Origin of the sequence: Paenibacillus hexagrammi, assembly GCF_021513275.1 — a bacterium.
Classification (GTDB): Bacteria; Bacillota; Bacilli; order Paenibacillales; family NBRC-103111; genus Paenibacillus_E; species Paenibacillus_E hexagrammi.
In genome coordinates this window covers 2,993,564-3,016,857 of the sequence record NZ_CP090978.1, presented here as the reverse complement: position 1 = coordinate 3,016,857, position 23,294 = coordinate 2,993,564, and the positions used below count along the sequence as shown (strand labels likewise).

Sequence of the window (23,294 nt, the reverse complement as noted above, 5' to 3'; positions counted from 1 at the left end):
CATGGCGCTGATGGACCGGGCCGAGCTAAAGGCCGCTCCGGCTTTTCGTGCAATTGAAACAACAATTGATCAGAATCAATGGAAGGTGATTCAAGCCTTTCAAAAGCATCAGGTCAGTGATTTTCACTTCGCGAGCTCAACCGGTTACGGGTATAACGACCGCGGCCGCGAAGTGCTGGACCTGGTCTACGCGGACGCATTGGGCGCTGAGTCGGCGCTCGTGCGGCCTCACTTTGTTTCTGGGACACATACCATTGGGACCGCACTATTCGGTGTCCTTCGTCCTGGCGAACATCTTCTTTACATAACGGGTAAGCCTTATGATACGTTGCACAAGGTGATTGGCAAGCCGGGAGACGGTACAGGGTCTCTTCAGGACTTCGGCATCGGGTATGGGGAGGTTGCCTTAACGTCAGACGGTGCGCCTGACTGGGAAGGCATTGCTGCAGCAATTCAACCGAACACGAAGGTGATCGGGATCCAGCGATCCCGAGGCTATGACTGGCGGCCTTCCTTTACGGTCGAGCAAATCGGAGAGATGGTCCGATTTGTCAAAGAAGTCAAGCCGGACGTTATCGTCTTCGTCGATAACTGCTACGGCGAATTTACCGAGCTGCAGGAGCCGACGCAGGTAGGCGTCGATTTGATGGCGGGCTCGCTGATCAAGAACCCCGGCGGCGGCATCGCCCCGTCCGGGGGCTATATTGCCGGGCGGCGCGACCTTGTCGAGCTCGCCGCCTACCGGCTGACCGCCCCCGGTATCGGGGGCGAGGTGGGTGCCATGCTCGGCGCTACGCGAGCCATGTTTCAAGGGCTGTTCCTTGCCCCTCACCTGGTGGGGCAAGCGGTCAAGGGCTCGGTCTTCGCAGCGGCGCTGTTCGAAGACCTCGGCTTTGAAAGCAGTCCGCTCTGGCAGCAGCCGCGCACGGACCTGATCCAGGCGATCCGCTTCACGTCCGCGGATCATCTGATCACGTTCGTACAGGGCATCCAGAAGGCTGCCGCTGTGGACTCACATGTCGTGCCAGAGCCATGGGATATGCCGGGCTACGAGCATCCCGTCATCATGGCCGCAGGCACGTTCATTCAAGGCGGCAGCCTGGAATTGTCTGCCGACGCGCCGATCCGCGAACCGTATATTGCCTACATGCAAGGCGGTTTAACGTACTCGCACTGCAAGTTAGGGGTGCTAACCGCCATCCAACATATGGTGGACAAGGGTTTGATTTGAAAAAATGGAACTGTGAACAAACCTAACACTCCTTGACACATTTTACTGGCAAAGGTACAATAAGCTTAGGTACTTACTGACCAGGAGTGATTAGCATGAGTGATGACATACGCCGCAACATGGCGCTCTTCCCTATCGGCATCGTGATGAAGCTTACCGATTTGACGGCAAGACAAATTCGATATTACGAACAGCATGAGTTAGTGATACCGGCCAGAACCTCAGGCAACCAGCGTTTGTATTCTTTTAACGATGTAGAGCGTTTGCTCGAGATTAAGGGATTTGATTGAGAAAGGCGTCAATATCGCCGGCATTAAGCAAGTACTATTGCCAGTCTCTAAAGATTCCGAAGATGCAACCGTTATCAATGAAGCCACTGAGGTCAAGCGTAAGGAGCTTACGGACTCTCAACTGCACAAAATGCTGAAGCAGCAACTGATCGGCGGCGGCAAACGTCCAGGTCAAGTTTCACTGATTCAAGGCGAGCTGTCCCGATTTTTTCACTAAAACGTTTCGTAAATAGAGAGGAGAATGGTCGTGAGTTATACGAATTACACGAAAGAAGACATTCTGCGTATTGCCAATGAAGAGAATGTCCGTTTTATCCGTTTGCAATTTACTGATTTGATGGGCAGTGTCAAAAACGTTGAAATTCCTCTAAGTCAATTGGAGAAAGCACTTGATAATAAGATGATGTTTGACGGTTCTTCCATCGAAGGCTACGTTCGAATTGAAGAATCCGACATGTATTTATACCCGGACCTCAGCACTTGGGTTATTTTTCCTTGGGTGACAGAGGGTAAGGTAGCTCGTTTGATTTGCGATATCTACCTCCCGGACGGCCGTCCATTCCCAGGCGACCCGCGCGGCATTCTGAAGAGAGCGCTGCAGCAAGCTGAGGAGATGGGCTTTACAGCGATGAACGTAGGACCTGAACCGGAGTTTTTCTTATTCAAAACGGATGAGAAGGGCAACCCGACCATGGAACTGAACGATCAAGGCGGATATTTTGACTTGGCTCCTATGGACTTGGGTGAAAACTGCCGTCGTGACATCGTATTGACTTTGGAAGAGATGGGTTTTGAAATCGAAGCATCCCATCACGAGGTTGCTCCTGGACAGCATGAGATCGACTTTAAATACGCGGATGCTATGAAAGCAGCCGATCAAATTCAGACGTTTAAGCTTGTGGTGAAAACCATTGCCAGACAGCACGGTCTGCATGCAACATTCATGCCGAAGCCTCTGTTCGGTATGAACGGTTCAGGTATGCACTGCCATCAATCCTTGTTCAAAGGCGATGTCAATGCATTTTACGAAGAGAGTGATAAGTTAGGTCTGAGTAATGTGGCCAGACACTACATGGCCGGCGTGCTTCGCCACGCTCGCGCTTTTGCGGCTATTACGAATCCTACAGTAAACTCCTATAAACGCCTGGTTCCAGGCTACGAGGCACCATGCTATGTGGCGTGGTCGGCAAGCAACCGCAGTCCGATGATTCGGATCCCGGCTTCCCGCGGTCTCAGCACACGTATTGAAGTTCGTAACCCGGATCCTGCGGCCAATCCTTACCTGGCGCTTGCTGTTATGCTGGCAGCAGGTCTTGACGGTATTAAGAACAAAATGCAGCTGCCTCCTCCGACAGACCGTAACATCTACGTGATGACGGAAGAAGAGAGAGAAGAGCAGGGCATTCCAAGCTTACCTGTCAACTTGAAGACGGCGCTCGATGAAATGATCCGCAACGATGTCATCTGCGATATTCTTGGGGAGCATGCTCTGGCACACTTTTATGAATTGAAAGAAATCGAGTGGGATATGTACCGTACTCAAGTTCACCCTTGGGAACGCGATCAGTATCTGTCCCTATATTAATAGCTCAACCCCCTGGCGCTCTAAGTGTTGGGGGGTTCTGTTTTTTTATGAAAGGGGCTTCTCGTACAGCAACAAGTCGGCTTGGAATCAAAGCCCCACTTTGTGGCGTTGGTTACGTAATTAAGCTTCCCGCTGAATGAATCTTAGATCGTTCCACTTAATTTCACTTTATGAAGCACAGGAACAGATATTTCACCAGTAGATGAATCTTGGTATAAAGAAAGAACCGACATCGTATCTAAAACGAATTCGTCAGGAATTTGAAGGCCGAATAACTCATTAGCTTCAATTTCTGTTACTAAAGAACGACTTCTCAGTGTGCAATGAGGAGTATAAGGATAGGGGCTTCTTAAAAAGAATATACCTGAATCAGCAATCTGTTCGTGCAACCGATGAAATGGACCTTCATCTTTTATAGTAAAAGCAAAAATATCCGTATTTGGAAACCTCAATACTTTGCCGAAAGCAGCTTTAATTGGCGCGGTTCTTAATGCAATGGAATGCAGCTTTGAGAATACTTTATCTGAATCCTGTTTGGGTTCCAAAACACCGACTCCACTTGAACCTGCCAAAGTTATCTCGACAGGTAAGGATGCTCTGAAATCGTCTTTTTGTTGTTTCCTGATTGATATAATTTGTTTTGTAATATGTGAAGGCATTTCAAGGACTATGTGAGTATTATGAAATTCTACTTTGTCTCTCATAAATAACATTCCTTCCATCGACGTACCTATAGCTCGAGAATAAACAGCTCTTCGAAGCTTGGCGTATGGATCTTTCGTAAACAGGTAAGAAAATACGAACAATTTTCTATACGATACCCATGTTCAAGTATGCAGGAGAGGTCATCTTTCTATTGGATAGTCTCAGGTGGCCAGTATACAGATAGGGAAGTTGCTCGTTCTACGCAGCGAAGATGTCCATGAAAACAAAAAACCACCCATGAACGCACGGCTCTCTCGACTATTAGACGTCATCTAAAGTTGGAGTTGCCACATTCAGAAAGGGTGGTTTTTACCTTGGAATCTAGATATCCCGAAACAAGCCAATAACTCGTCCGAGAATCGTAACGTGCTTTAGGAGAATTGGCTTTAAAGCTGAGTTTTCCGGTTGAAGACGAATATGGTCGCGTTCCTTGTAGAATCGCTTAACCGTTGCTTCATCATCCTCTGTCATCGCCACTACGATATCTCCATTGTTCGCAGTTTGCTGCTGCTTTACGATCACATAGTCACCGTTATGAATACCGGCTTCAATCATACTGTCACCAGAAACGCTTAGCATGAAAACGTTATTATCGCCGACTTTGTGCGAAGGAAGCGGGAAATAATCTTCGATATTCTCCGTAGCTGTGATCGGAACTCCTGCAGTAACTTTACCGACTAGCGGTACCCGTGCAACAGAAACGGCGAAATTGCTTTCTGCACCGTCTAAGCCTAAAATCTCAATGGCTCTAGGCTTGGTCGGGTCTCTGCGGATTAAGCCTTTCTTCTCCAGACGTTCCAAGTGTCCATGTACGGTGGAGCTTGATGCTAGTCCAACTGCCTCGCCAATTTCTCGTACGGAAGGCGGATATCCCTTATCTTTCACTTCATTCTTAATAAATTCCAATATCGCTTGCTGCCGTTGGGAAATCTTACTCAATAGTATCACTCCAATGAAAGGAATCAGTAACCAAATTATAACACAGAACCGGAGTTCGTACAAACATAAGTTCGAAAATACATTGACACAAACATTTGTTCGTGTTAAATTAATAACAGAACAAATGTTTGGGGGATGAATCTTATGTACATAGCATATTCAGGAGATCACAATTCCAGCGGCTACTTAAGAAATAAACAACTAACATCACAGTCTGCACATACAGAGATTCCAACTAAAGGGCTCGCGAAGATCTCTTTAAAATTTATATTGTCAGCAATTGTCCTTGTGTTGGTTTTTTCTTTTGGCGCTATCGTACACGCATACGCAGGTGAAGGCAGTTCTTCTTCACTTCTAAAGACTTCTGACTTAACTATTGAATCTGTAAACTCGAACAGTACTGTTATAGCCAGCTTAAAGCCAATCTCTGGGAAGGTCGTTGTATCTCGAGGAGATACTCTCTGGTCGATAGCTTCATCCCATATGGAGCGAGAGGAGGATATTCGTTTTTATATTAAAGAGTTGAAGGTGTTGAACCGACTTGATTCAGCGATCCTTCACGAAGGGCAAGTGTTAATCCTTCCTTAGAATCCATTAGTCGAACATATGCCATATAAGAATATGAGAAAAAATATAGAACACACGTTCTAATTTCGTTTGGAATATGGGTATTGAGATTTACACTCATATGGTATTACACGTCACCGGTATATCTGATAAGTAGATGCATATATTCTAATCTCAGATGCTTCCGTACTTGTTTGACAATTTGTTACGATCTTAAAGACTCGGCGTTATGCTGGAGTCTTATTTGGTTTATATTTTTATGATCGAAATGCATCTTCTTGCCTTGACTTTCTTAATAGGGGATGGCAAAGTAGTCAGTATGACGAACGCAGGGAGGATTTTCATGAGCGATAATATGGAACAAAACATAGAACGAATCAACGAGCTTGCCCGTAAAGCAAAAACGATTGGTTTGACCGATGAAGAGATTGACGAACGAAATGAACTGCGAAAGAAGTACATCCAGGCATTCCGCAGCTCGCTTAAGGTCCAGTTGGATTCCATTAAGTTTGCGGACGAAGAAGAAGAGAAGTAATCCACAATTACATAGATTTAAGTTAAAGGGGAAACGAACATGTCATTGAAAGCTGTTTTATTTGATTTGGATGATACTTTGTTATGGGATGACCGCAGTGTCAAGGAAGCTTTTGAAGCGACTTGTGGAAGCATCCAAGCATTATCCGCAGCTGGACCCAGCAGCAGTAGAAGAGGCGGTTCGAAAGGAAGCGAGAGAGCTCTATGAGTCCTATGAAACATTTCCTTTCACAAAAATGATTGGAATTAATCCGTTTGAAGGGCTATGGGGGAACTTTACGCAAGGAGAGCAAGAGCATTTCCGCAAGCTGGAACAATTAGTCCCAGACTATCGCACTCAATCTTGGACAAGAGGTCTAAAAGCGCTTGGTGTAGAGGACAAGGAATTAGGTTACAAACTCGGTGAGATGTTTCCAGCTGAACGCCGCCGCCGTCCACATGTGTATGAGGAGACGTTCCGTGTCCTGGACACATTGAAAGGTTCTTACAAACTGTTACTGCTTACAAATGGATCTCCAGATTTGCAAATGGAAAAATTAGCCGGTGTACCTGAGATTGCTCCTTATTTCGATCATATTATTATTTCTGGACAATTTGGGGAAGGGAAGCCAGCAGCTTCTATCTTCAAACATGCTCTGAGCTTATTAGAAATCGAGGTTAACGAGGGTATTATGATCGGGGACAAGCTTACGACCGATATTCTTGGTTCCGGCAGTGTGGGAATGCGCAATATCTGGATCAATCATCACGGTGTCAAGCGCAGTGACGAAATCGTACCTACCTATGAAGTTTCGAGGCTGCAAGAAATCCTGCCGATTATTGAAGGTTGCTAGATATTAATAGGGAAAAGCCCCTCGGATCTCAGGCTGCTACAATCGCTTGAGATCTTTGAGGGAGCTTTTCGAAATGAAAATCTGAGTTTGTTGCTAAATTAGGGTCCACCCTGATCTTCAGTAGATTTTCATAGGAATACAGATCTATTGAGTTTTTTCGAAAGGATGGTACTGAACACTAGGCCTTAATAAATTCAGGGTCTTCTACATTGAAGGCGATCCAGCCGTCTTTTTCGATAAAGAGTCGAACAGCTACGATTTGCTTGTTATCCATCAGTGTGAAGAAGTGGTTCGTGTTCTCCGGTACCGAAATCACATCACCGGCTTCTAGCTCAACGTCAAAATATCCGACTTCGCCTTCACCTTTGATAATGAAGATTCCTTTGCCTGCAACAATGGCGCGAATCTCATCTTCCGTATGTGTATGTACCTGCTCGAACTTTTTCAGCAGCTCTTCAATGTTTGGTGTAGCATCCGATAAAGAGATAACATCCCAAATCTCATAGCCGCGTCTTGCAGCCAGGTCGCGAATCTCTTCGTCATATACGCTTAAAATTTGTGCTTTTTCTTCATCGTTGAGTGCAAATTTTTCCCGCAGCTCTACAGGCAGTTTTGCTGGTTCCCAGTGTTCGAAAAGCACGTGCTGAGCATCAAGAAATGCTTTAACCTGCTCCTGATCTTCTATGCGTTCATTGGTGTTACGGATTCGAATTTGTGCCACCGCTAATCCCTCTTTCTCAGTAAACTACATATATTATAGAGGAAATAACAGAGGATGTCGATGAGATCTAATAATTAAATCCTACATAAACCATAGGAATTATTGATAAATTGAAATCTTTTCATACTAACGCTATTCTGGTACACTAAAACATAACTGATTTTGTCGATAAAACTTGTTTTTTTCATTGTTTAGCCAAGTTGAAAGGGAGTCTCACTTACATGATCAAACCACCGATTCAAGAACAACTTAAGAAAAAAATTATGATCCTCGACGGTGCTATGGGTACTATGCTTCAACAGGAGAACTTAACACCGGAGGACTTTGGTGGCGAGGAACTGGACGGATGTAACGAAATTCTCGCCTTGACTCGTCCTGATGTGCTTCAGAAAATTCATGAAGCTTACTTCGCAGCAGGCGCCGATATGATAGAAACGAATACATTTGGATCAACTAGTGTCGTGTTAGCGGAGTATGATCTGCAGGACCGTCACCGTGAGATCAATCTGGCAGCGGCCAAGCTGGCGATTGCTGCAGCGGAGAAGTATTCGACGCCCGAGTGGCCTCGCTACGTTGTAGGCGCAATGGGGCCAACAACCAAGACACTGTCCGTTACCGGTGGTGTAACATTTGAACAATTGGAAGAAAGCTATTATGAGCAAGCCCTGGCATTGGTAGAAGCAGGCGTGGATGCATTGCTCCTGGAAACCTCTCAGGATACCCTGAATGTGAAAGCGGGCAGCATTGGTATTCGCCGGGCGTATGAAACTCTTGGGGTGCAGCTCCCAATTATGATTTCCGGTACCATTGAGCCAATGGGGACAACCCTAGCTGGACAAAACATCGAGTCCTTCTATATTTCGCTTGAGCATCTAAAGCCCATCTCTATCGGACTTAACTGTGCGACCGGTCCGGAGTTCATGCGTGATCATATTCGAACGCTTTCGGTCATTGCTGAGACGGCCATCAGCTGTTATCCAAATGCCGGTCTACCTGATGAGAATGGTAACTATCATGAATCGCCGGAATCTTTGGCGAAGAAAATGGCAGGTTTTGCTGAACAGGGCTGGCTTAATATTGCCGGTGGTTGCTGCGGAACAACTCCTGACCACATTCGTGCTTTAGTGGAAACTTTAAGTCAATATGCGCCTCGCAGCGCTTATGGAACTCATCCGCCTGCAGTATCGGGTATTGAGACTGTTTATATCGAGCCTGAAAACCGCCCAATCATGGTTGGTGAACGTACGAATATCTCCGGTTCCCGTAAGTTTAAGCGTTTGATTAAGGAAGGCAAGTTTGAGGAAGGCTCAGAGATTGCCAGAAATCAAGTGAAAAACGGTGCTCATATCATCGATATCAACTTACAGGATACAGATATTGACGAAGCCTATGCGACCGAGCAATTTATGCAGCAAGTGGTTAAGAAGGTCAAAGTTCCTCTCATGATTGATTCTACCTATGATCATATTATTGAACTTGGTTTAAAATATTCGCAGGGCAAAGCAATTATTAACTCGATCAATCTTGAAGATGGTGAAACCAAATTCCAAAATATTCTTCCGCTTATTCATAAATACGGTGCGGCTGTCGTGTGTATTTTGATTGACGAGCGGGGCAGGCCGTTTCCAGAGAAGCCAAGATGGAAGTAGCTACACGTTCGTACGAACTCCTCACAGGTAAATACGGAATGAATCCTGAGGATATTATTTTCGACCCTAACATGTTCCCGATTGGTTCCGGTGACCCGCAGTACATCGGTTCCGCCGTCGAAACGATCGAAGGAATACGGATGATTAAGGAGAAATATCCGAAAGCAAAGACGATCCTCGGTTTGAGTAATATTTCATTTGGTTTGCCGGATGCGGGCCGTGAAGTGTTAAACTCTGTGTATCTCTACCACTGTACGAAAGCGGGCCTGGATTACGCGATTGTGAACACGGAGAAGCTGGAACGCTATGCATCCATTTCTGAGGCGGAGCGCCAGCTTGCTGAGGATCTGATTTACAACACGAATGATGAGACACTTGCTAAATTTGTGGCGCATTTCCGTGAGAAAAAGGTTGAGAAGAAAGAAAAAATTTCCAACCTGACGTTGGAAGAGCGGCTTGCTTCGTATGTTGTGGAAGGAACAAAGGAAGGGCTGCTGCCAGATCTTGAAGAAGCTCTGAAGGTATATGCGCCGCTAGAAGTCATCAACGGGCCTCTCATGAAAGGTATGGAGGAAGTCGGACGTCTCTTTAATAATAATGAACTGATCGTGGCGGAGGTACTGCAAAGTGCGGAGGTCATGAAGGCTTCTGTTACATTCCTTGAACAATTCATGGAAAAGTCGGAGTCAGCTATTAAAGGGAAAATCATCCTGGCTACGGTAAAAGGCGACGTGCACGATATTGGTAAAAATCTGGTCGAAATCATCCTTTCCAATAACGGCTACCAAATCGTGAACCTAGGTATTAAAGTACCGCCGGAGCAATTAATCGAGGCTTACCGCAAGGAAAAGCCGGATGCGATCGGTTTGTCAGGGCTTCTTGTGAAATCTGCTCAGCAAATGGTTGTTACCGCACAAGACTTGCGCAATGCAGGCGTTGATGTGCCGATTCTAGTCGGTGGCGCCGCGCTGACAAGAAAGTTCACGAAGACTCGTATCTCACCGGAGTACGATGGGTTGGTTCTGTATGCGAAGGATGCGATGGATGGTCTGGACATCGCGAACCGTCTCAGCGATCCGGAGCAGCGTCAGCGGCTTGTCGAAGAGCTGAGAGAAAGCAAAGAATCTGATGTCATGGAAGCCGGAAAGAAGGAGGAACAGCTGCCAAAGCTGACCCGTGTAAAATCCTCCAGCGTTTCCAAGGATGTTGCTGTGCAGGTGCCGCCGGATCTTGAGCGGCATGTGCTGCGTGACTACCCGATCAGCCATGTGATGCCTTATGTCAACATGCAGATGCTGCTGGGTCATCATCTAGGACTTAAGGGGAAGGTTGAGCAACTGCTTGGCAATAAAGATGCTAAAGCTATGCAGCTGAAGGATACTGTTGATTCAATCCTGTACTCGGCCCAAAAAGACGGCATTATCAAAGCTCATGCCATGTACAGATTCTTCCCGGCACAATCCAGTGGCGACGATGTGATTGTGTACGATCCGCAGGATCATAGCAAAGTGCTTCAGATATTCACATTCCCTCGTCAGGAAGTAGAGCCATACTTGTGCTTGGCCGATTATCTGAAGTCAGTGGACAGTGGACAAATGGATTATATTGGCTTCTTGCTGGTAACGGCTGGTCATGGCATCAACGAGCTGGCAAAAGAATGGCGCGATAACGGGGATTACTTGAAATCCCACGCGCTACAAGCGACAGCGCTCGAAGTCGCGGAGGGGATGGCGGAGCGGATTCACCATATTATGCGTGATGTGTGGGGAATTCCGGATGCTCCCCAAATGTCTATGCAAGAGCGTTTTGGGGCTAAGTATATTGGACAGCGGTTCTCTTTCGGTTACCCGGCATGTCCGAACCTCGAGGATCAAGAGAAGCTGTTCGCATTGCTGAAACCGGAAGACATCGGGGTAGAGCTGACGGAATCCTTTATGATGGAGCCGGAGGCTTCGGTATCGGCCGTCGTATTTGCTCATCCTGAAGCGCGTTATTTTAACGTGGATAGAAGCTAATCGTACTTATAGAAGGTATATCCAAAGCTTTGAACGAGAATGGAAAAAGCGAGACAGGTGTCCGGGAGCGGATCTTGTCTCGCTTTTCTTTGGGTTTAAGGCTTCAATATGACTTTGATGCAGCCATCCTTCTTCTCATCAAACACTTCGTAACCATGTGAAGCCTGACTTAGCGGTAGGCGGTGGGTGATGATGTCGGTGGGATCAAATTTTTGTTCACTGATCATACGGAACAGATCCGGCATATAGTGTATGACAGGGGCTTGTCCCATTTTTAGCGTAATATTACGAGCGAAGAAATCTCCAAGCGGGAAGGCGTTATACCGCAATCCATAGACACCGATCATCATGACCGTACCGCATTTGCGTACACACTGTGAAGCTATGTTAATCGCGCCCATCGCCCCGCCTTGCAGCATGAGTGCTGTTTCAACCTTTTCTATGAAGGTTTTCTTTCCATCTAGGCCGACGCAGTCTATAACTACATCTGCTCCCCCGTGCGTAATTTCTTTTAAGTAGCTACCCAGGTTGTCGGTGTCCTCAAAGTTAAAAGTTTCAACCCGATTGACTTGCTTAGCGTGCTCCAGACGATATCCGATATAATCAACGGCAATGACCCTTTTAGCCCCTTTAAGCCACGCGAACTTCTGAGCGAGTAGTCCGACCGGACCGCAACCAAGAACAATGACGGTATCACCTGGTTTAACGCCGCCGTAATCAACGCCCCAGTAAGCTGTCGGGATAATATCGGAGAGAAATAAAAGCTTCTCATCTTCTAATTCGCACGACTCAGGAACAACAAATGGGACAAAGTTTCCGTAGGGCACTCGAAGAAGTTCGGCCTGTCCCCCGGCGTAGCCTCCGAAGGTTTCCGAATAGCCAAGATAGCCGCCGGCTTCTCCATGCGGATTTGAGTTGTCACACTGGCTTTCCAATTGATTCTGACAGAAGAAGCATTGGCCGCAGGACACATTAAATGGGATCACGACACGGTCGCCTTTTTTAACGCGAGTAACCTCGGGTCCTACATCCTCTACAATCCCCATTGGCTCATGTCCAATGATATAGTCGGTAGGCATATTAGGAATGAGTCCATGTACTAGATGAAGATCGGATCCGCAAATGGCTGTACTCGTAATTCTGACGATGATATCGTCTTTCTTTTCAATAGATGGGTCTTTGACTTCCTTGACTTCAACGTTCTTCGGTCCTTGATAAGTAGCAGCTTTCATCGTCTGAGGATATCCTCCTGATGGTCGGAATGTAAGTACTTCTATAGAATTTACTGAACCGGCTTTTGCATACATCAAGCTTGAAAGAAGTTTGACTTCTGTTTGCAATTGCTATAGGATTTTGTGAAAAGGTACTTCGTTGGAATAATTTATTGAATGAATGGAGCTTGTGCTTGTGGAGTTATATTTTTAGGGACTGGTGCGGGAATGCCGTCCAAGCAGCGTAATGTTACCTCAATTGCCCTGAATCTGCTTGATGAGAGAGGCTTCTATTGGCTGTTCGATTGCGGGGAAGGAACCCAACAGCAAATTCTGCATTCTCCTGTTAAGCTGGGCCGTACCGAAAAATTGTTTATTACTCACCTGCATGGTGATCATATTTATGGCATACCGGGCATGTTAACGAGCCGTTCTTATCTGGGAGGAGATACGCCGCTTACGGTGTATGGGCCACCGGGGATTAAGAGTTTTATTGAAACTGCATTATCGGTAAGTGATGCACATTTGACATATCAGCTTCACATTGTGGAGATTGCGGATGAAGGCGTTATATGTGAGGACGAGACGTTTCGGGTTGAAACAGCACGTCTTGAGCATCGAGTGGAATGCTTTGGTTACCGAATCATTGAAAAGGATCAGCCGGGTAAACTCCAGCTTGATAAGCTTGCGGAGCTTAAAGTGCCAGCAGGGCCTATCTACGGAAAGCTAAAGCAGGGGCAAGACGTGGTGCTGGAGGATGGAAGAACACTTCATGGGGCTGATTTCGTCGGTTCTCCGATTCCTGGTCGTATTGTAACTATCCTTGGAGATACCAAATACTGCAAAGGGTCACTCCAGCTTGCTCAGCATGCAGATGTCTTAGTTCACGAAGCGACATTTGCAATGAGCAAACAAGAGCTCGCTTACGCCTTTGATCATGCCACATCTGTGGATGCAGCGCGTACTGCCCAAGAGATGGGTGCTAAGACACTTATCATGACGCATATTAGTTCACGGTATCAAGGAGATGACACGGATTTACTGCTACAGGAGGCCATGGCCATCCATGCGGATAGTCATATTGCCAAAGATTTCTGGAGCTTTGATATTCCAAAAAAATCATAAATATGGGAAAGCCCCTTCCATTCGGATTCGGAAGAGGCTTTTTTTGTGCCTGTATACGCGGCCGATCGTTATCGAAGACCTCGATACAGGTTCATCTTACTGATTAGCTTCGTCTTTCTTTTCTTCAATAAAACCTTGAATGCTTTGTCTGCGACGTTGGTTTTTAGCTTCGATCGCTTGTTTGTCCGTTGCAGAAATTTCATCCGCGTGTTCGTCTAGATAGTCCTCAGCCTCGTTAATATTAGCCATGGTGTTGTCAATAGCATTTTGCAAGTGAACTTCGTTGTCTGCGCGATTGTCCGGTTTAGCCATGAAATTTCGCCTCCAAATCGATTTGTAATGTGAAGCCTCTAATACAATTCCACTGCTGCTGCTGGAATATGCGGCACACATTCGTGAAAGTTTCTTTCTTAGGAGACATATACTAGTAGAAACTCCTTCTAGGTGAGGTGCGGTCATGGATGTTATGTTAGCTGAGGTGCTCATTTCTATCTTTATGTCGGCCATTTTTTATGTTATGTTGAGGGAAATTATGCATGCTCGATCAGATTCTCGTAACGAAGATGGGAATCCTCGCAGCTAGAATGGAGATCAGATGATTGGATTTGCAATTTTGCTTTTATTTAATTTTATCGGCTACGCACTGCAAATGAGTCTACACATACCGCTTCCGGGCAATGTGATAGGACTCATTTTGTTTGTCGCTGCACTATTTGCGAAAATTGTCAAGTTAGAATGGGTGGAACAAGCTGCGAGTCTGATGACCCGGCACATGATGCTGTTTTTCACACCATTTGTCGTAGGCGTTGTCGTATTCTTTCCGCTTATAGGAGCGAATGTATTATCCATTCTTGGAGGGATTGTGGGAGGGACTACTGCGGTTATTATCGTGACAGGATGGGTGTCCTCCCAATTTCAAGCGGAAGAGGGGGATATGAGCCGTGGAGCTTAGTCTATTGCAGCAGCCTTTGTGTGGCTTAACCTTAAGTGTGGTTGCTTATGGCGCAGGACTGCTTTTGCAGCGCAGGTGGCGTTTCATGCATCCGCTATTCGTGTGTTCCGCCTTGATTATTTTTGTTCTCATCACTTTGCATATCCCATTTGAGGATTATAAAAAGGGTGCGGATTTCCTGACCATTCTGTTGGGTCCGGCTACAGTAGCGCTAGGTGTTCCTCTATATAAGTACGCACATTTAATTCGAAGCAACCTGCGCCGAATCGGTGTCAGCGTTCTAGCCGGTTCCATTGCGGGCATTACTTGTAGTGCTGCCATAGTAGGCTTACTCGGCGGGAGCAAATCCATCGTGCTTAGCATGATGCCAAAATCCGTAAGCTCGCCAATCGCAATCGAGATATCCCAACATCTCGGCGGCGTACCTGAATTAACAGCTGTGCTGACGACCATGACGGGCTTATTTGGAAGTATGTTTGGCACTCAAATCCTTCGCAGGCTGCGGATCAAGGATGATATCTCCATCGGCATTGCGATGGGAGCCGCGGCGCACGGAATCGGAACAGCTAAGGTACTAAAGGATTCGGAGGTACAAGGCAGCTTTAGCGGGCTATCGATGGCCCTTTGCGGCATTCTGACATCGTTGTTATTCATTCCGGTTTACATATGGGTTGGGTAAAACAGAGCCTAGACGGGTTCTGTTTTTTTGTGCGCCTCACAGTCGCACAATCTAAGTGGTTCAAATCCACTCGGTAACTTTACCCTTTAAAGTGCCGTAGCCGAAGCAGAAGTCCTAACTCCAGTAGGAGAAGGATTGGCAGGGTGTCTCTCGCGAGGGGGAATCCGAAGGGCCTGCAGGCAAAGTCCAGCCCGGAATGCGGTGAACCAGAGGTGGCGGAGATGTTGGATGACCCGCCGGAAAAACGGGGAAATCTATGCCATAGGCATATCTTGCAGGAAAGCGCGAAAGGGATATGACCTGCAAGGCTCATCTACGTGATTAGGGTCAGGATGGATGGAACAGAATGTGCAGATAACTGAGGGAAGTCTCGTAGTTTCCTCTGCGCAAACGCGTGTGAGGTAGGCAAGGTATAACCCTAAGGGGAAAGCCAAATCGATGAACTGCGAGATGGCGGATCGTTCCGTAGTAGCGAATAAGTCTGAGCCGATGAAAGCTGGTAACAGTCTAGAGGGGAAAACTCGGATGAGTATGCGCGTGGGGAAAAAAAATATTCTTAGTCGCATAACCTGCTTCCACTTCAAAAGAGGGAAGACAGAGGCAAAGGGAACGTGCTTCGTCAAAGACTGTGAGTTCAAGTGAGTGGAGATCGTAAGCGCCTTAAACCAGAGAGGGTATGACCAAGAGGGTGCGTCCCGCCGAGAGCGAGATAGCGCTTGGGGATAGAGGCAAACTGGCGACCTGAGTACACCTCAGGCAACAGGAGCGATTGAAAAAAAATTTTTTTCTAACACGCGGTTGCATGAGGTAGAACGAGTAAGGAATCGATCATCTGTAGCGCGAACAAGATCAGCTTGGTGAGTAGCAGGTAAAGGTGGTGAAACACCAATGAAACCGAAACGACGATACTACTCCCTGATCGACAAAATATATCAAATGGACAATCTGAATGAAGCCTGGCTGGCAGTAAAGAAGAATCAAGGAAGTGGCGGAATTGATGGGGTAAGCATTGGTATGTTCGAGAAGAACATAGGCATCAACCTAAAGGAAATCCAAAGGCTACTGCAACAAGATCGGTACAAACCCGACCCTGTCAGGCGACATTTCATCGAGAAGGAAAACGGAAGTTAAGACCGTTAGGCATTCCCACAATCCGAGATCGCGTATGCCAGCAGGCTGTACGTCAAATCATCGAGCCGATCTTTGAGCAAGACTTCTACTACTACAGCTTTGGCTTCCGACCTGGATACTCTGCGCATCAAGCAATAAACACGATTCGACGAGCAAAGCGCGGCGGATACGACTATGTGGTAGACCTCGACATTATATCCTTTTTCGATGAAATTCCGCATGAACTGCTGATGGAAAAGGTTCGTGAACGAATAACCGACGGTAAAGTGCTGACGCTCATTCGCGGATGGCTCACCGCAGGAGTCATGGAAGATGATCAGTTCCATGAAACGTTAGTCGGGTCCCCACAAGGCGGGGTCATCAGTCCATTACTTGCGAATCTATATCTGAATCATTTCGACTGGAGTATGAAGGAGAAGGGGTTTGCTGTGGTCAGATATGCAGATGATGCAGTTATTCTTTGCAAAACAAAGGAGCGAGCAGAAGAAGCATACCAAACGGCAAAAACCATCTTAGAAGGGGAACTTCAGCTGAGAATGCATCCAGAGAAAACGAAAGTGGTGCAATTCGATGAAGGATTCCGTTTTCTAGGATTTGACTTCTGGAAAGAATATCTCATCTTGCCGGACGCAAAAGTGAAGAAGTACAAAGAGAAAGTCCACAAGATCACCCGAAGGCAGCAAGGTAACAACCTTAACGAAATGATGAAGAAGCTAAATGAAGTGTCACGCGGGTTTGGTAACTATTTTGGGATTGGGAACGTAAAGAAAAAGTTTCAACGCCTAGACGAATGGACACGCATGAGAGTGCGAGCTTTTATGCGGAAAAAGAAGTCTACGGTTTCAAACCGGCTTATTCCAAACAAAGTATTGGAAGAAGCAGGGATGGTATTTCTAACAAACTTACTCACCACACGTTTCTAATTCAGCAGTGAAATTTGCAATCCGGTGACGGGTGAAGACGACTCACTCCTGAAGATGGGGAACTGACGAAGGAAAGCCGTGTGCGGGAAATCCGCATGCACGGTTTGATGAGGAGTCCGGGGGAGTAATCCCCCGTCTTACTCTACTGTGTTTACAGAGAAGCTTACAAAACCTTAAAACCACGAAAACGATGCCCGAATAGAGCTCTGTTACCGTTGTAGCTAGCATAACATTCCTGTTGAGAGGGTGTGTCTAGCATGATTCACGGTCAGGCTCAATCGGCACAGCAGCATTCCAATTTGCAAGTACGTTTAGCAATCGGATCCAACGAACTGGAGCAAGCACTGCGGCTGAGGTATCAAATTTTTGTGGAAGAAGAACAAAATTCTCTTTTGAAAAATGATGAAGGCTTGGAAACGGATTCGTACGATGCATACTGTGATCACTTGATTGTCAAGGATTTGGACACCGATCAGGTTGTTGGTACTTATAGACTGCTGCCGGGCGACAGAGTACTTGGGTCCATTGGATTTTACTCGGAGACGGAATTTGATTTACGTACATATGAAGCCTACAAAGCAAAAACCTTAGAGCTCGGACGAAGCTGCGTACATCCCGCATACCGGGGAGGCAGAGCCATTCAGCTGTTGTGGGAAGGGATTGCTACATATATCGCAGAGCGAGATTATACCAACCTGATTGGCTGCGCCAGTGTCCATGTTAGCAGTTTGCAGGAGCTGAACTTAATGTACACGCTGCTTCGACACAAACAAATGATCACGGATCAATACGGAATTCAACCCCTGCCTACGCACAGGATTCATGGGTTACGGATGTTGGATACGGCTATTGATGAAAAGATGCTGTTTCGATCCCTTCCGCCGCTCATGAAAGGGTATGGATGGCTTGGCGCTGAGATCGGTGGAGAACCGGCCTATGATGAGCTTTTTGATACGGTTGATTATTTGATTATTTTGCAAAAAGACCGTGTAACCAAACGCTACAGAAAACACTTTTTAAAACAATAAAGGCTTGAAGGCTTCGTTGGGAAAGGAGGCAGGAGTGTGTATGAATTCATAGGCAGACTGACTGCCGATTCACATGCAAAGCGATTGGTTTCATTGCTTTGCAAATGGATACCAAGGTGGCTGCAAGCCGGGTTCTGCCAAACAATGGGCAGGTTGCTATGGTGGATGGCAAGTGACGCCACGCGAGCTCGGATTCAGCGAAATATGACGGATTTGTTAGCCTATTCAGATGCGGGAATCATTCAAAGCGTGAGCAGGCAGTATTTCGCAAATCTGGCATTAACCATGTATGAGATCTTGATCGGTTCGGATCGTTTGGGAAAAGAAGGAACGGGTTGGTTCGATGTCCAGGGCGAAGAGAATCTGGAGCAAGCATTGTTTGTCCCAAATCGCAATACCGGATGCATCGTGTATACACCTCATGTAGGGAATTTTTTCTATTACTATTGGTACTTGTCCAGACGGTATGATTGCTTGACTGTTGCCTCCGCAGGGAGTCAGGAGTTGTATCCGTTATACCGTAAATTTCAGCAGATGGGCTGCAATGGATTGGACTACGATAGTACCCCTCCGCTTGAGATGTACCGAACTTTAAAACGTCATCTAGCTGGGGGAGGTATCGTCTTTATCCTCGGAGACTTTTGGCGTCCGAACTTCCCGTTATCGAAGTTGTTTGGCAGAACGACTCGAACGCCAGAAGGCGCCGCGATGCTGGGGCTAACGGATCAAGTGCCGATCGTCCCTTTTTATGGATACCGCACCGGCTTATTTCGTCATCAAATGATCTTTGAAAAACCAGTACATCTTTATGAGATGTTTCATCGCAATCAGAAAAGTGAAGCAAATCTGCTGCTTAACGGCTTTATGGAGAAGGTTATTAAGGAACATCCTTCCGAGTGGTTCTATTGGTTTAACGCAGATGAGCGCTGGGAATCGGAGACGAAAGAGCAACAAGAGCAACAAGAGCAACAAGAGCAACAAGAGCAACAAGAGCAACAAGAGCAACAAGTCCCTGAACTCGCAGTTTAATGGGTCAGAGGAACGAAAGGGGAGAAGCAACATGGATACAGGCAGCCACTTATTGTTTGGAGTGACTCTTGCCGGTTTAGCTTGCTTAGAGCCTGCGATTGTGCATGAGCCTGCACTAGCCCATGCCATACTGGCCGGTACACTGATCGGCTCCCATGCTCCGGACTTCGATACCGTAACAAGATTGAAGGGGGTACTTCTACGTACGTAAGGGTTCACAGAGGTGTGACGCATTCACTGCCTGCACTCGTGGTCTGGCCGGTGATACTAAGTGTCCCCCTTGCGGCCATCTTTGGTGTATGGGATCATGTTGTGAGCTTGTTTCTTTGGACCATGGCGGCGGTTGTTTTTCATGTATTTTTGGATCTCTTCAACGTATATGGTGTTCAGTGCTTCCGCCCATTTTCAAAAAAATGGAACCATCTAGATACGCTTTGTCTTTACGAGCCGTTTTTGTTTGGCGTTCACGCAATAGGGGCTATTGCTTGGATAAGCGGCCTTGTTACAGGACATATGACCGGATGGATGTTTGCTTGGATGTATGCGTTAACTTTTATATATATAGGGATCCGCTATCTTCAACGCAAAGCGCTGATCCGAATGATCAAGTGGCAGCTCCAGAGAGAAGGGCAGTGTCATGTGATTCCAGGCTTGCACTGGTTTCGCTGGCATTTTGTACTGGAGCAAGACGAGCGTTTCTACATCGGCATGATTCATCGAAGCAAGGTAGAGGTACAAGAGGAGTATGAGAAAGCAGACGGTAATCAGGTGAATATGCATCCGATCGTGAAAGCGACCATGAGCACAGACGGTGTGCGATCCTTTCTGCATTTTGCCCAACGAGTCCATGTGTGCTGGAAGGAGAAGCAAGATGGCTACGAAGTGCAGTGGAGGGACGTTCGCTTCTGGCACAACCATAAGCTGCCCTTCGGCGTTGATGTGAGGCTTGACCGTGATATGAACGTAGTGAGTGACACGCTAGGTTGGAATAAAAAGGCGTGGGACCCGCCTTATGTGTAGGTAGGTTGTGTAATACTGCAGATCCGCTCTGACTGGAGCGGTTTTTTTATGTTTACATTTGTAGTGGATGCTCGTATTGTCCTTGAACATTGGCACACTTTGGGAGGGGGATTGTCATTTTTGTGAAAGGGAATAACCCTCTGAATGTCGAAAATATGGTACAATTGAACTATATGCTTTCGAGGATTATATAAAATTATGGATATAGGGGTTTGGCTAATGAGAAGGAAATTGGATGGTGAAGAAGGGTTTACGCTGATTGAGGTTTTGGCCGCTACGGTGATTTTGTCGGTGGTGAGCTTGGCCATGATGGCGTTCTTCTTGCAGGCAATGTCTTATAATAAAAGCAATCAAAATAAAACGGTAATGGTTAACCTAGCCAGAAATGCTTTGTTCTATATGGAAAAGCAGCGGTTCAGCGATGTAGCGGATTATTTTGCAAGTAACGAAGTTGAACATCGTGGAGAAAATGCTTACATCACAGTAAACGATTGTAACCTGGTTGCAGAATCTTTGAGCTGTACCAATGGTAACAAGGTGCCACTATTGAATCGATTTCAAGGAATCTATAACGTTCTTCACCCACAAGTAAATGGAAGAACCTATGATATTACCGTGACTTATCAGAGTAATTTAGAAAAAAATAATGCGAATGTCAGCCAATATTTAATTCCTATTCAAGTTTCCGTTCAAACCTTAAATGCTGATAATAGCTTGCGAAATCAAACCGTAGTAGAAGGGTATGTTTTGGATGAAAAGATTCGCTAATGTTCTTAAACAAGAACAGGGTTTTTCTCTAATTGAATTAATAGCTACTTTGTCGATTCTTTCACTTGTTATTGGAGGAATCTATGGTGTAATTTCATTCGGATTTAAAGCTTACAACAAAGTAACCGTGGAGAATTCATTGAGGGATGAAGCAGATATATTAATGTCTTCCATCATGACTCAGTTATATACGTATGGACCTGATCTTGTAACATCGATTGCTAATGAGAATGGAATTGAAATGGAGCGTACAGATCCTTTAGACGGTAACACACTTCCTGCCAAGCAGATCAAAATACAGAATCATGCGCTTTACATTATGGATTCTTCAGAAGTTGAGTCTTCAGGAAAAATAGGGGACTTAAAGTCGGAATTAGCTGATGGCTCTTCCATTGAACTAGATTGCGGGAATGCAACAAGCTGCAGAGACGGGCTCATTGCTGTTACGTTGGTTCTTGAACAAATTGACCAGCAGGGCCAAAAGCATCAGTTACAAATGGAAAGTAGATTTGGTTTCTAGGAGGAGCTTCGCTTGAACAAAATGAAAGAAGAGAAAGGCTATGCGCTGCTGCTTGTTTTATTTATGATAGTTATTTTTACATTATTAGGAATGGCTGTATTAAGTGCAAGCTTAGGTGGAGCAATCAGAAGTCAAACAAAACAAAAGGATGTTCAGACCTTGCACTTGGCTGAAAAAGCTCTGAATGAATCAGTGGCTATTATTAAAGCGGAGCTGGACGGGGAAGATGATATCAATGTTGACCTTTTAGAGGAAAAGTTAAATACAGAAATTCTACCTATAGTTCGAAACAATAACGTCAGCCAATCAATTGGAAATGCTAATCCAGTTACGACAGCTACCGTTAATCCAGGTAATCCTCCAGTAATTGTTGTAAAGGTAACTGCTAATATTGACGGTGTCATTCGAACTTTAGAGCAAGAAATAAGTGTGAACACATTTCCTGACGTACTTAATTATGCCGCGGGTTCGGAAGGGAATTTAATTATTAACGGCGCGCCTTACTTTATGAATGGGGATTTGTATGCAGGGAATAAATTATTAATCAAAAATCAAGCAGAGTATATCTACAATAGTGCAGATGGTAAAAACAGCACAGTTAACGTAGGGTATCCCTATCTCGATGGTAAAGCATATGTTCAATCTTTAGATAACTTTAAGTACTGTGACAGCAGAGAGGAATCAGTTTGTACAGAAAATGCGTATAAGGACATTAATTCCACTAGTGACATCGGTGTTACAACGATTCCAACGGTACTTGGAACGGAAAAAGAGAATGTTCAATTTAAACCTGAAGAAGATTTTGTGCAATTAAATATAGATGAGTCCTTTATAGATAAAGTGACGGAGGCGATTGAAGGGACTGCGAACATTCGTACTGAAGTCAAGAATAAGTTCAATCAAGGTATACCTGAGTTGATTGCATATTTGAGTGGAGATCAGAACGAGAGATACTTCGATGTCCAATTTCCGGATAAGGAAGATGATGATATTCCACCATTTAGTGATGTAGTCAATACAAGTGACCTGCAAAAATCATACATTTATAACGGAAACTTTAATATTGGTGCTAGCGGTGAGTATAAACAGCTCATCTATGACGAAACAGTCAAAAATACCCGTACGGAAATTCTTGACACTCACTACTATCGAAGTACATGGTTTATTGTCAATGGTGATTTAAATATAGAAAACATCGCTTCGGATCCTATTGAAATAAGAGGAAACATTTTAGTGACTGGTAATTTGAATATTACAGGAAATGTCTCGATGGATTCAACGATTTTTGTATTAGGCAGTACAAGTATCACAGATGGCAGTATTGTGGGCTTACCATCAAGTTTCGATAGCAATCAAATTAAAGAGCTGGTCCTTTTGTCAAAAGGTGAGATATTAATTACTCGAGTAAATTCATTTAAAGATATTCCAGACACAGGATATAATGGGGATAGAGTAAATGGTGATATAACTCGACTAGATGCTTTCTTTTATACGGATTCAAATGCAGAATTATATGGTGTAGGGTCTGTGTTCTGGATCAGAGGCGGCTTTTTCGCAAAAGGAGATCTAATGATTAATGCAGTTAGGGGAAATACGCAAGAAGAGATCGTAAATAGTGAGACTGGCGAAAAAGAAATTACCTTTGAGGATGGCTCCGCTTCCACCATATCTAATGTTCGTTCACGATTTGTTATTGACTATAATAAAGATATATTTACGAATCAAAATGCCGGGCTGCCTAGGGTGAAAGGAGTCAATCTTAAAAGAGGGAAGAAGGTACTGGTGAAATAGAATACTATGTAGAATGAAAAGCGAGGACTCCTTATAAAGGCGCCTTGC

General features: G+C 45.5%; 20 protein-coding genes and 3 pseudogenes. 18 read left to right on the top strand and 5 right to left on the bottom strand.

Features of this window, described 5'->3' with window-relative positions:
• The first annotated feature begins 10 nt into the window (after positions 1-10).
• From L0M14_RS13490 to glnA, 3 genes and pseudogenes are all read left to right on the top strand, one after another.
• The gene (locus L0M14_RS13490) at positions 11-1,231 is read left to right on the top strand and encodes a methionine gamma-lyase family protein (RefSeq protein ID WP_235122895.1); all 1,221 of its coding nucleotides are present in this window, start codon (positions 11-13) and stop codon (positions 1,229-1,231) included.
• A 95-nt stretch (positions 1,232-1,326) separates the two neighbouring features.
• Positions 1,327-1,738: pseudogene (locus tag L0M14_RS13485) on the top strand (MerR family transcriptional regulator).
• A 30-nt stretch (positions 1,739-1,768) separates the two neighbouring features.
• Positions 1,769-3,106 carry a type I glutamate--ammonia ligase gene (gene glnA / locus L0M14_RS13480; RefSeq protein ID WP_405030944.1) on the top strand — a complete coding sequence of 446 codons (1,338 nt, stop codon included), beginning with the start codon at positions 1,769-1,771 and terminating at the stop codon, positions 3,104-3,106.
• 143 nt (positions 3,107-3,249) lie between these two features.
• Here the strand turns inward: glnA and L0M14_RS13475 are convergent, their stop codons facing one another.
• Together L0M14_RS13475 and lexA are read right to left on the bottom strand one after the other, a co-directional pair.
• Complete coding sequence (locus L0M14_RS13475; protein WP_235122553.1) at positions 3,250-3,810, bottom strand: 2'-5' RNA ligase family protein; 561 nt, start codon at positions 3,808-3,810, stop codon at positions 3,250-3,252.
• A 322-nt stretch (positions 3,811-4,132) separates the two neighbouring features.
• On the bottom strand, positions 4,133-4,750 hold the full coding sequence (lexA, locus tag L0M14_RS13470) for a transcriptional repressor LexA (protein WP_235122552.1): 618 nt from the start codon (positions 4,748-4,750) through the stop codon (positions 4,133-4,135).
• A 910-nt stretch (positions 4,751-5,660) separates the two neighbouring features.
• Between lexA and L0M14_RS13465 the strand changes: the two genes are divergently transcribed.
• Positions 5,661-5,852: a DUF896 domain-containing protein gene (locus tag L0M14_RS13465; protein WP_235122551.1), complete on the top strand. Its 192-nt coding sequence runs from the start codon at positions 5,661-5,663 to the stop codon at positions 5,850-5,852.
• A 39-nt stretch (positions 5,853-5,891) separates the two neighbouring features.
• A pseudogene (locus L0M14_RS13460) lies at positions 5,892-6,684 on the top strand (HAD family hydrolase).
• A 178-nt stretch (positions 6,685-6,862) separates the two neighbouring features.
• Here L0M14_RS13460 and L0M14_RS13455 read toward each other — a convergent pair.
• On the bottom strand, positions 6,863-7,405 hold the full coding sequence (locus L0M14_RS13455) for a 1,2-dihydroxy-3-keto-5-methylthiopentene dioxygenase (RefSeq protein ID WP_235122550.1): 543 nt from the start codon (positions 7,403-7,405) through the stop codon (positions 6,863-6,865).
• A 221-nt stretch (positions 7,406-7,626) separates the two neighbouring features.
• Between L0M14_RS13455 and metH the strand changes: the two are divergent.
• A pseudogene (gene metH, locus L0M14_RS13450) lies at positions 7,627-11,069 on the top strand (methionine synthase).
• Positions 11,070-11,164: 95 nt separating this feature from the next.
• Here the strand turns inward: metH and L0M14_RS13445 are convergent.
• The gene (locus tag L0M14_RS13445) at positions 11,165-12,301 is read right to left on the bottom strand and encodes a zinc-dependent alcohol dehydrogenase (protein WP_235122549.1); all 1,137 of its coding nucleotides are present in this window, start codon (positions 12,299-12,301) and stop codon (positions 11,165-11,167) included.
• 156 nt (positions 12,302-12,457) lie between these two features.
• Between L0M14_RS13445 and rnz the strand changes: the two genes are divergently transcribed.
• The gene (gene rnz / locus L0M14_RS13440; RefSeq protein WP_235122548.1) at positions 12,458-13,405 is read left to right on the top strand and encodes a ribonuclease Z; all 948 of its coding nucleotides are present in this window, start codon (positions 12,458-12,460) and stop codon (positions 13,403-13,405) included.
• A 96-nt stretch (positions 13,406-13,501) separates the two neighbouring features.
• On the opposite strand, the gene tlp is transcribed toward rnz, so the two are convergent.
• Positions 13,502-13,717, bottom strand: coding sequence for a small acid-soluble spore protein Tlp (gene tlp / locus L0M14_RS13435; RefSeq protein WP_235122547.1), 216 nt, complete (start codon positions 13,715-13,717; stop codon positions 13,502-13,504).
• A gap of 283 nt (positions 13,718-14,000) precedes the next feature.
• Here tlp and L0M14_RS13430 point away from each other — a divergent pair, with 283 nt between their 5' ends.
• The 11 genes from L0M14_RS13430 to L0M14_RS13380 all read left to right on the top strand — a co-directional run bounded on the left by L0M14_RS13430 (position 14,001) and on the right by L0M14_RS13380 (position 23,246).
• Positions 14,001-14,357: a CidA/LrgA family protein gene (locus L0M14_RS13430; RefSeq protein WP_235122546.1), complete on the top strand. Its 357-nt coding sequence runs from the start codon at positions 14,001-14,003 to the stop codon at positions 14,355-14,357.
• Positions 14,347-15,036 carry an LrgB family protein gene (locus L0M14_RS13425; protein ID WP_235122545.1) on the top strand — a complete coding sequence of 230 codons (690 nt, stop codon included), beginning with the start codon at positions 14,347-14,349 and terminating at the stop codon, positions 15,034-15,036. The genes L0M14_RS13430 and L0M14_RS13425 overlap by 11 nt, the downstream gene beginning before the upstream one ends.
• Positions 15,037-15,924: 888 nt before the next feature.
• On the top strand, positions 15,925-16,167 hold the full coding sequence (locus tag L0M14_RS13420; RefSeq protein WP_235122544.1) for a hypothetical protein: 243 nt from the start codon (positions 15,925-15,927) through the stop codon (positions 16,165-16,167).
• Between the two features lie 11 nt (positions 16,168-16,178).
• Positions 16,179-17,090, top strand: a complete 912-nt coding sequence (ltrA, locus tag L0M14_RS13415; protein WP_311198901.1) for a group II intron reverse transcriptase/maturase — start codon at positions 16,179-16,181, stop codon at positions 17,088-17,090.
• A gap of 257 nt (positions 17,091-17,347) precedes the next feature.
• Complete coding sequence (locus tag L0M14_RS13410) at positions 17,348-18,118, top strand: GNAT family N-acetyltransferase (protein WP_235122543.1); 771 nt, start codon at positions 17,348-17,350, stop codon at positions 18,116-18,118.
• Positions 18,119-18,154: 36 nt separating this feature from the next.
• The gene (locus L0M14_RS13405) at positions 18,155-19,147 is read left to right on the top strand and encodes a lysophospholipid acyltransferase family protein (RefSeq protein WP_235122542.1); all 993 of its coding nucleotides are present in this window, start codon (positions 18,155-18,157) and stop codon (positions 19,145-19,147) included.
• A 31-nt stretch (positions 19,148-19,178) separates the two neighbouring features.
• Positions 19,179-19,358 carry a metal-dependent hydrolase gene (locus L0M14_RS13400; RefSeq protein WP_235122541.1) on the top strand — a complete coding sequence of 60 codons (180 nt, stop codon included), beginning with the start codon at positions 19,179-19,181 and terminating at the stop codon, positions 19,356-19,358.
• A gap of 14 nt (positions 19,359-19,372) precedes the next feature.
• Entirely contained in the window at positions 19,373-20,167 is a 795-nt protein-coding gene (locus tag L0M14_RS13395) for a metal-dependent hydrolase (protein WP_235122540.1), read from the top strand.
• A 219-nt stretch (positions 20,168-20,386) separates the two neighbouring features.
• Positions 20,387-20,935 carry a type IV pilus modification PilV family protein gene (locus tag L0M14_RS13390; protein WP_235122539.1) on the top strand — a complete coding sequence of 183 codons (549 nt, stop codon included), beginning with the start codon at positions 20,387-20,389 and terminating at the stop codon, positions 20,933-20,935.
• Positions 20,919-21,455 carry a PilW family protein gene (locus tag L0M14_RS13385; protein ID WP_235122538.1) on the top strand — a complete coding sequence of 179 codons (537 nt, stop codon included), beginning with the start codon at positions 20,919-20,921 and terminating at the stop codon, positions 21,453-21,455. The genes L0M14_RS13390 and L0M14_RS13385 overlap by 17 nt, the downstream gene beginning before the upstream one ends.
• Positions 21,456-21,467: 12 nt before the next feature.
• On the top strand, positions 21,468-23,246 hold the full coding sequence (locus L0M14_RS13380; RefSeq protein ID WP_235122537.1) for a hypothetical protein: 1,779 nt from the start codon (positions 21,468-21,470) through the stop codon (positions 23,244-23,246).
• The last annotated feature ends 48 nt before the right edge of the window (positions 23,247-23,294 follow it).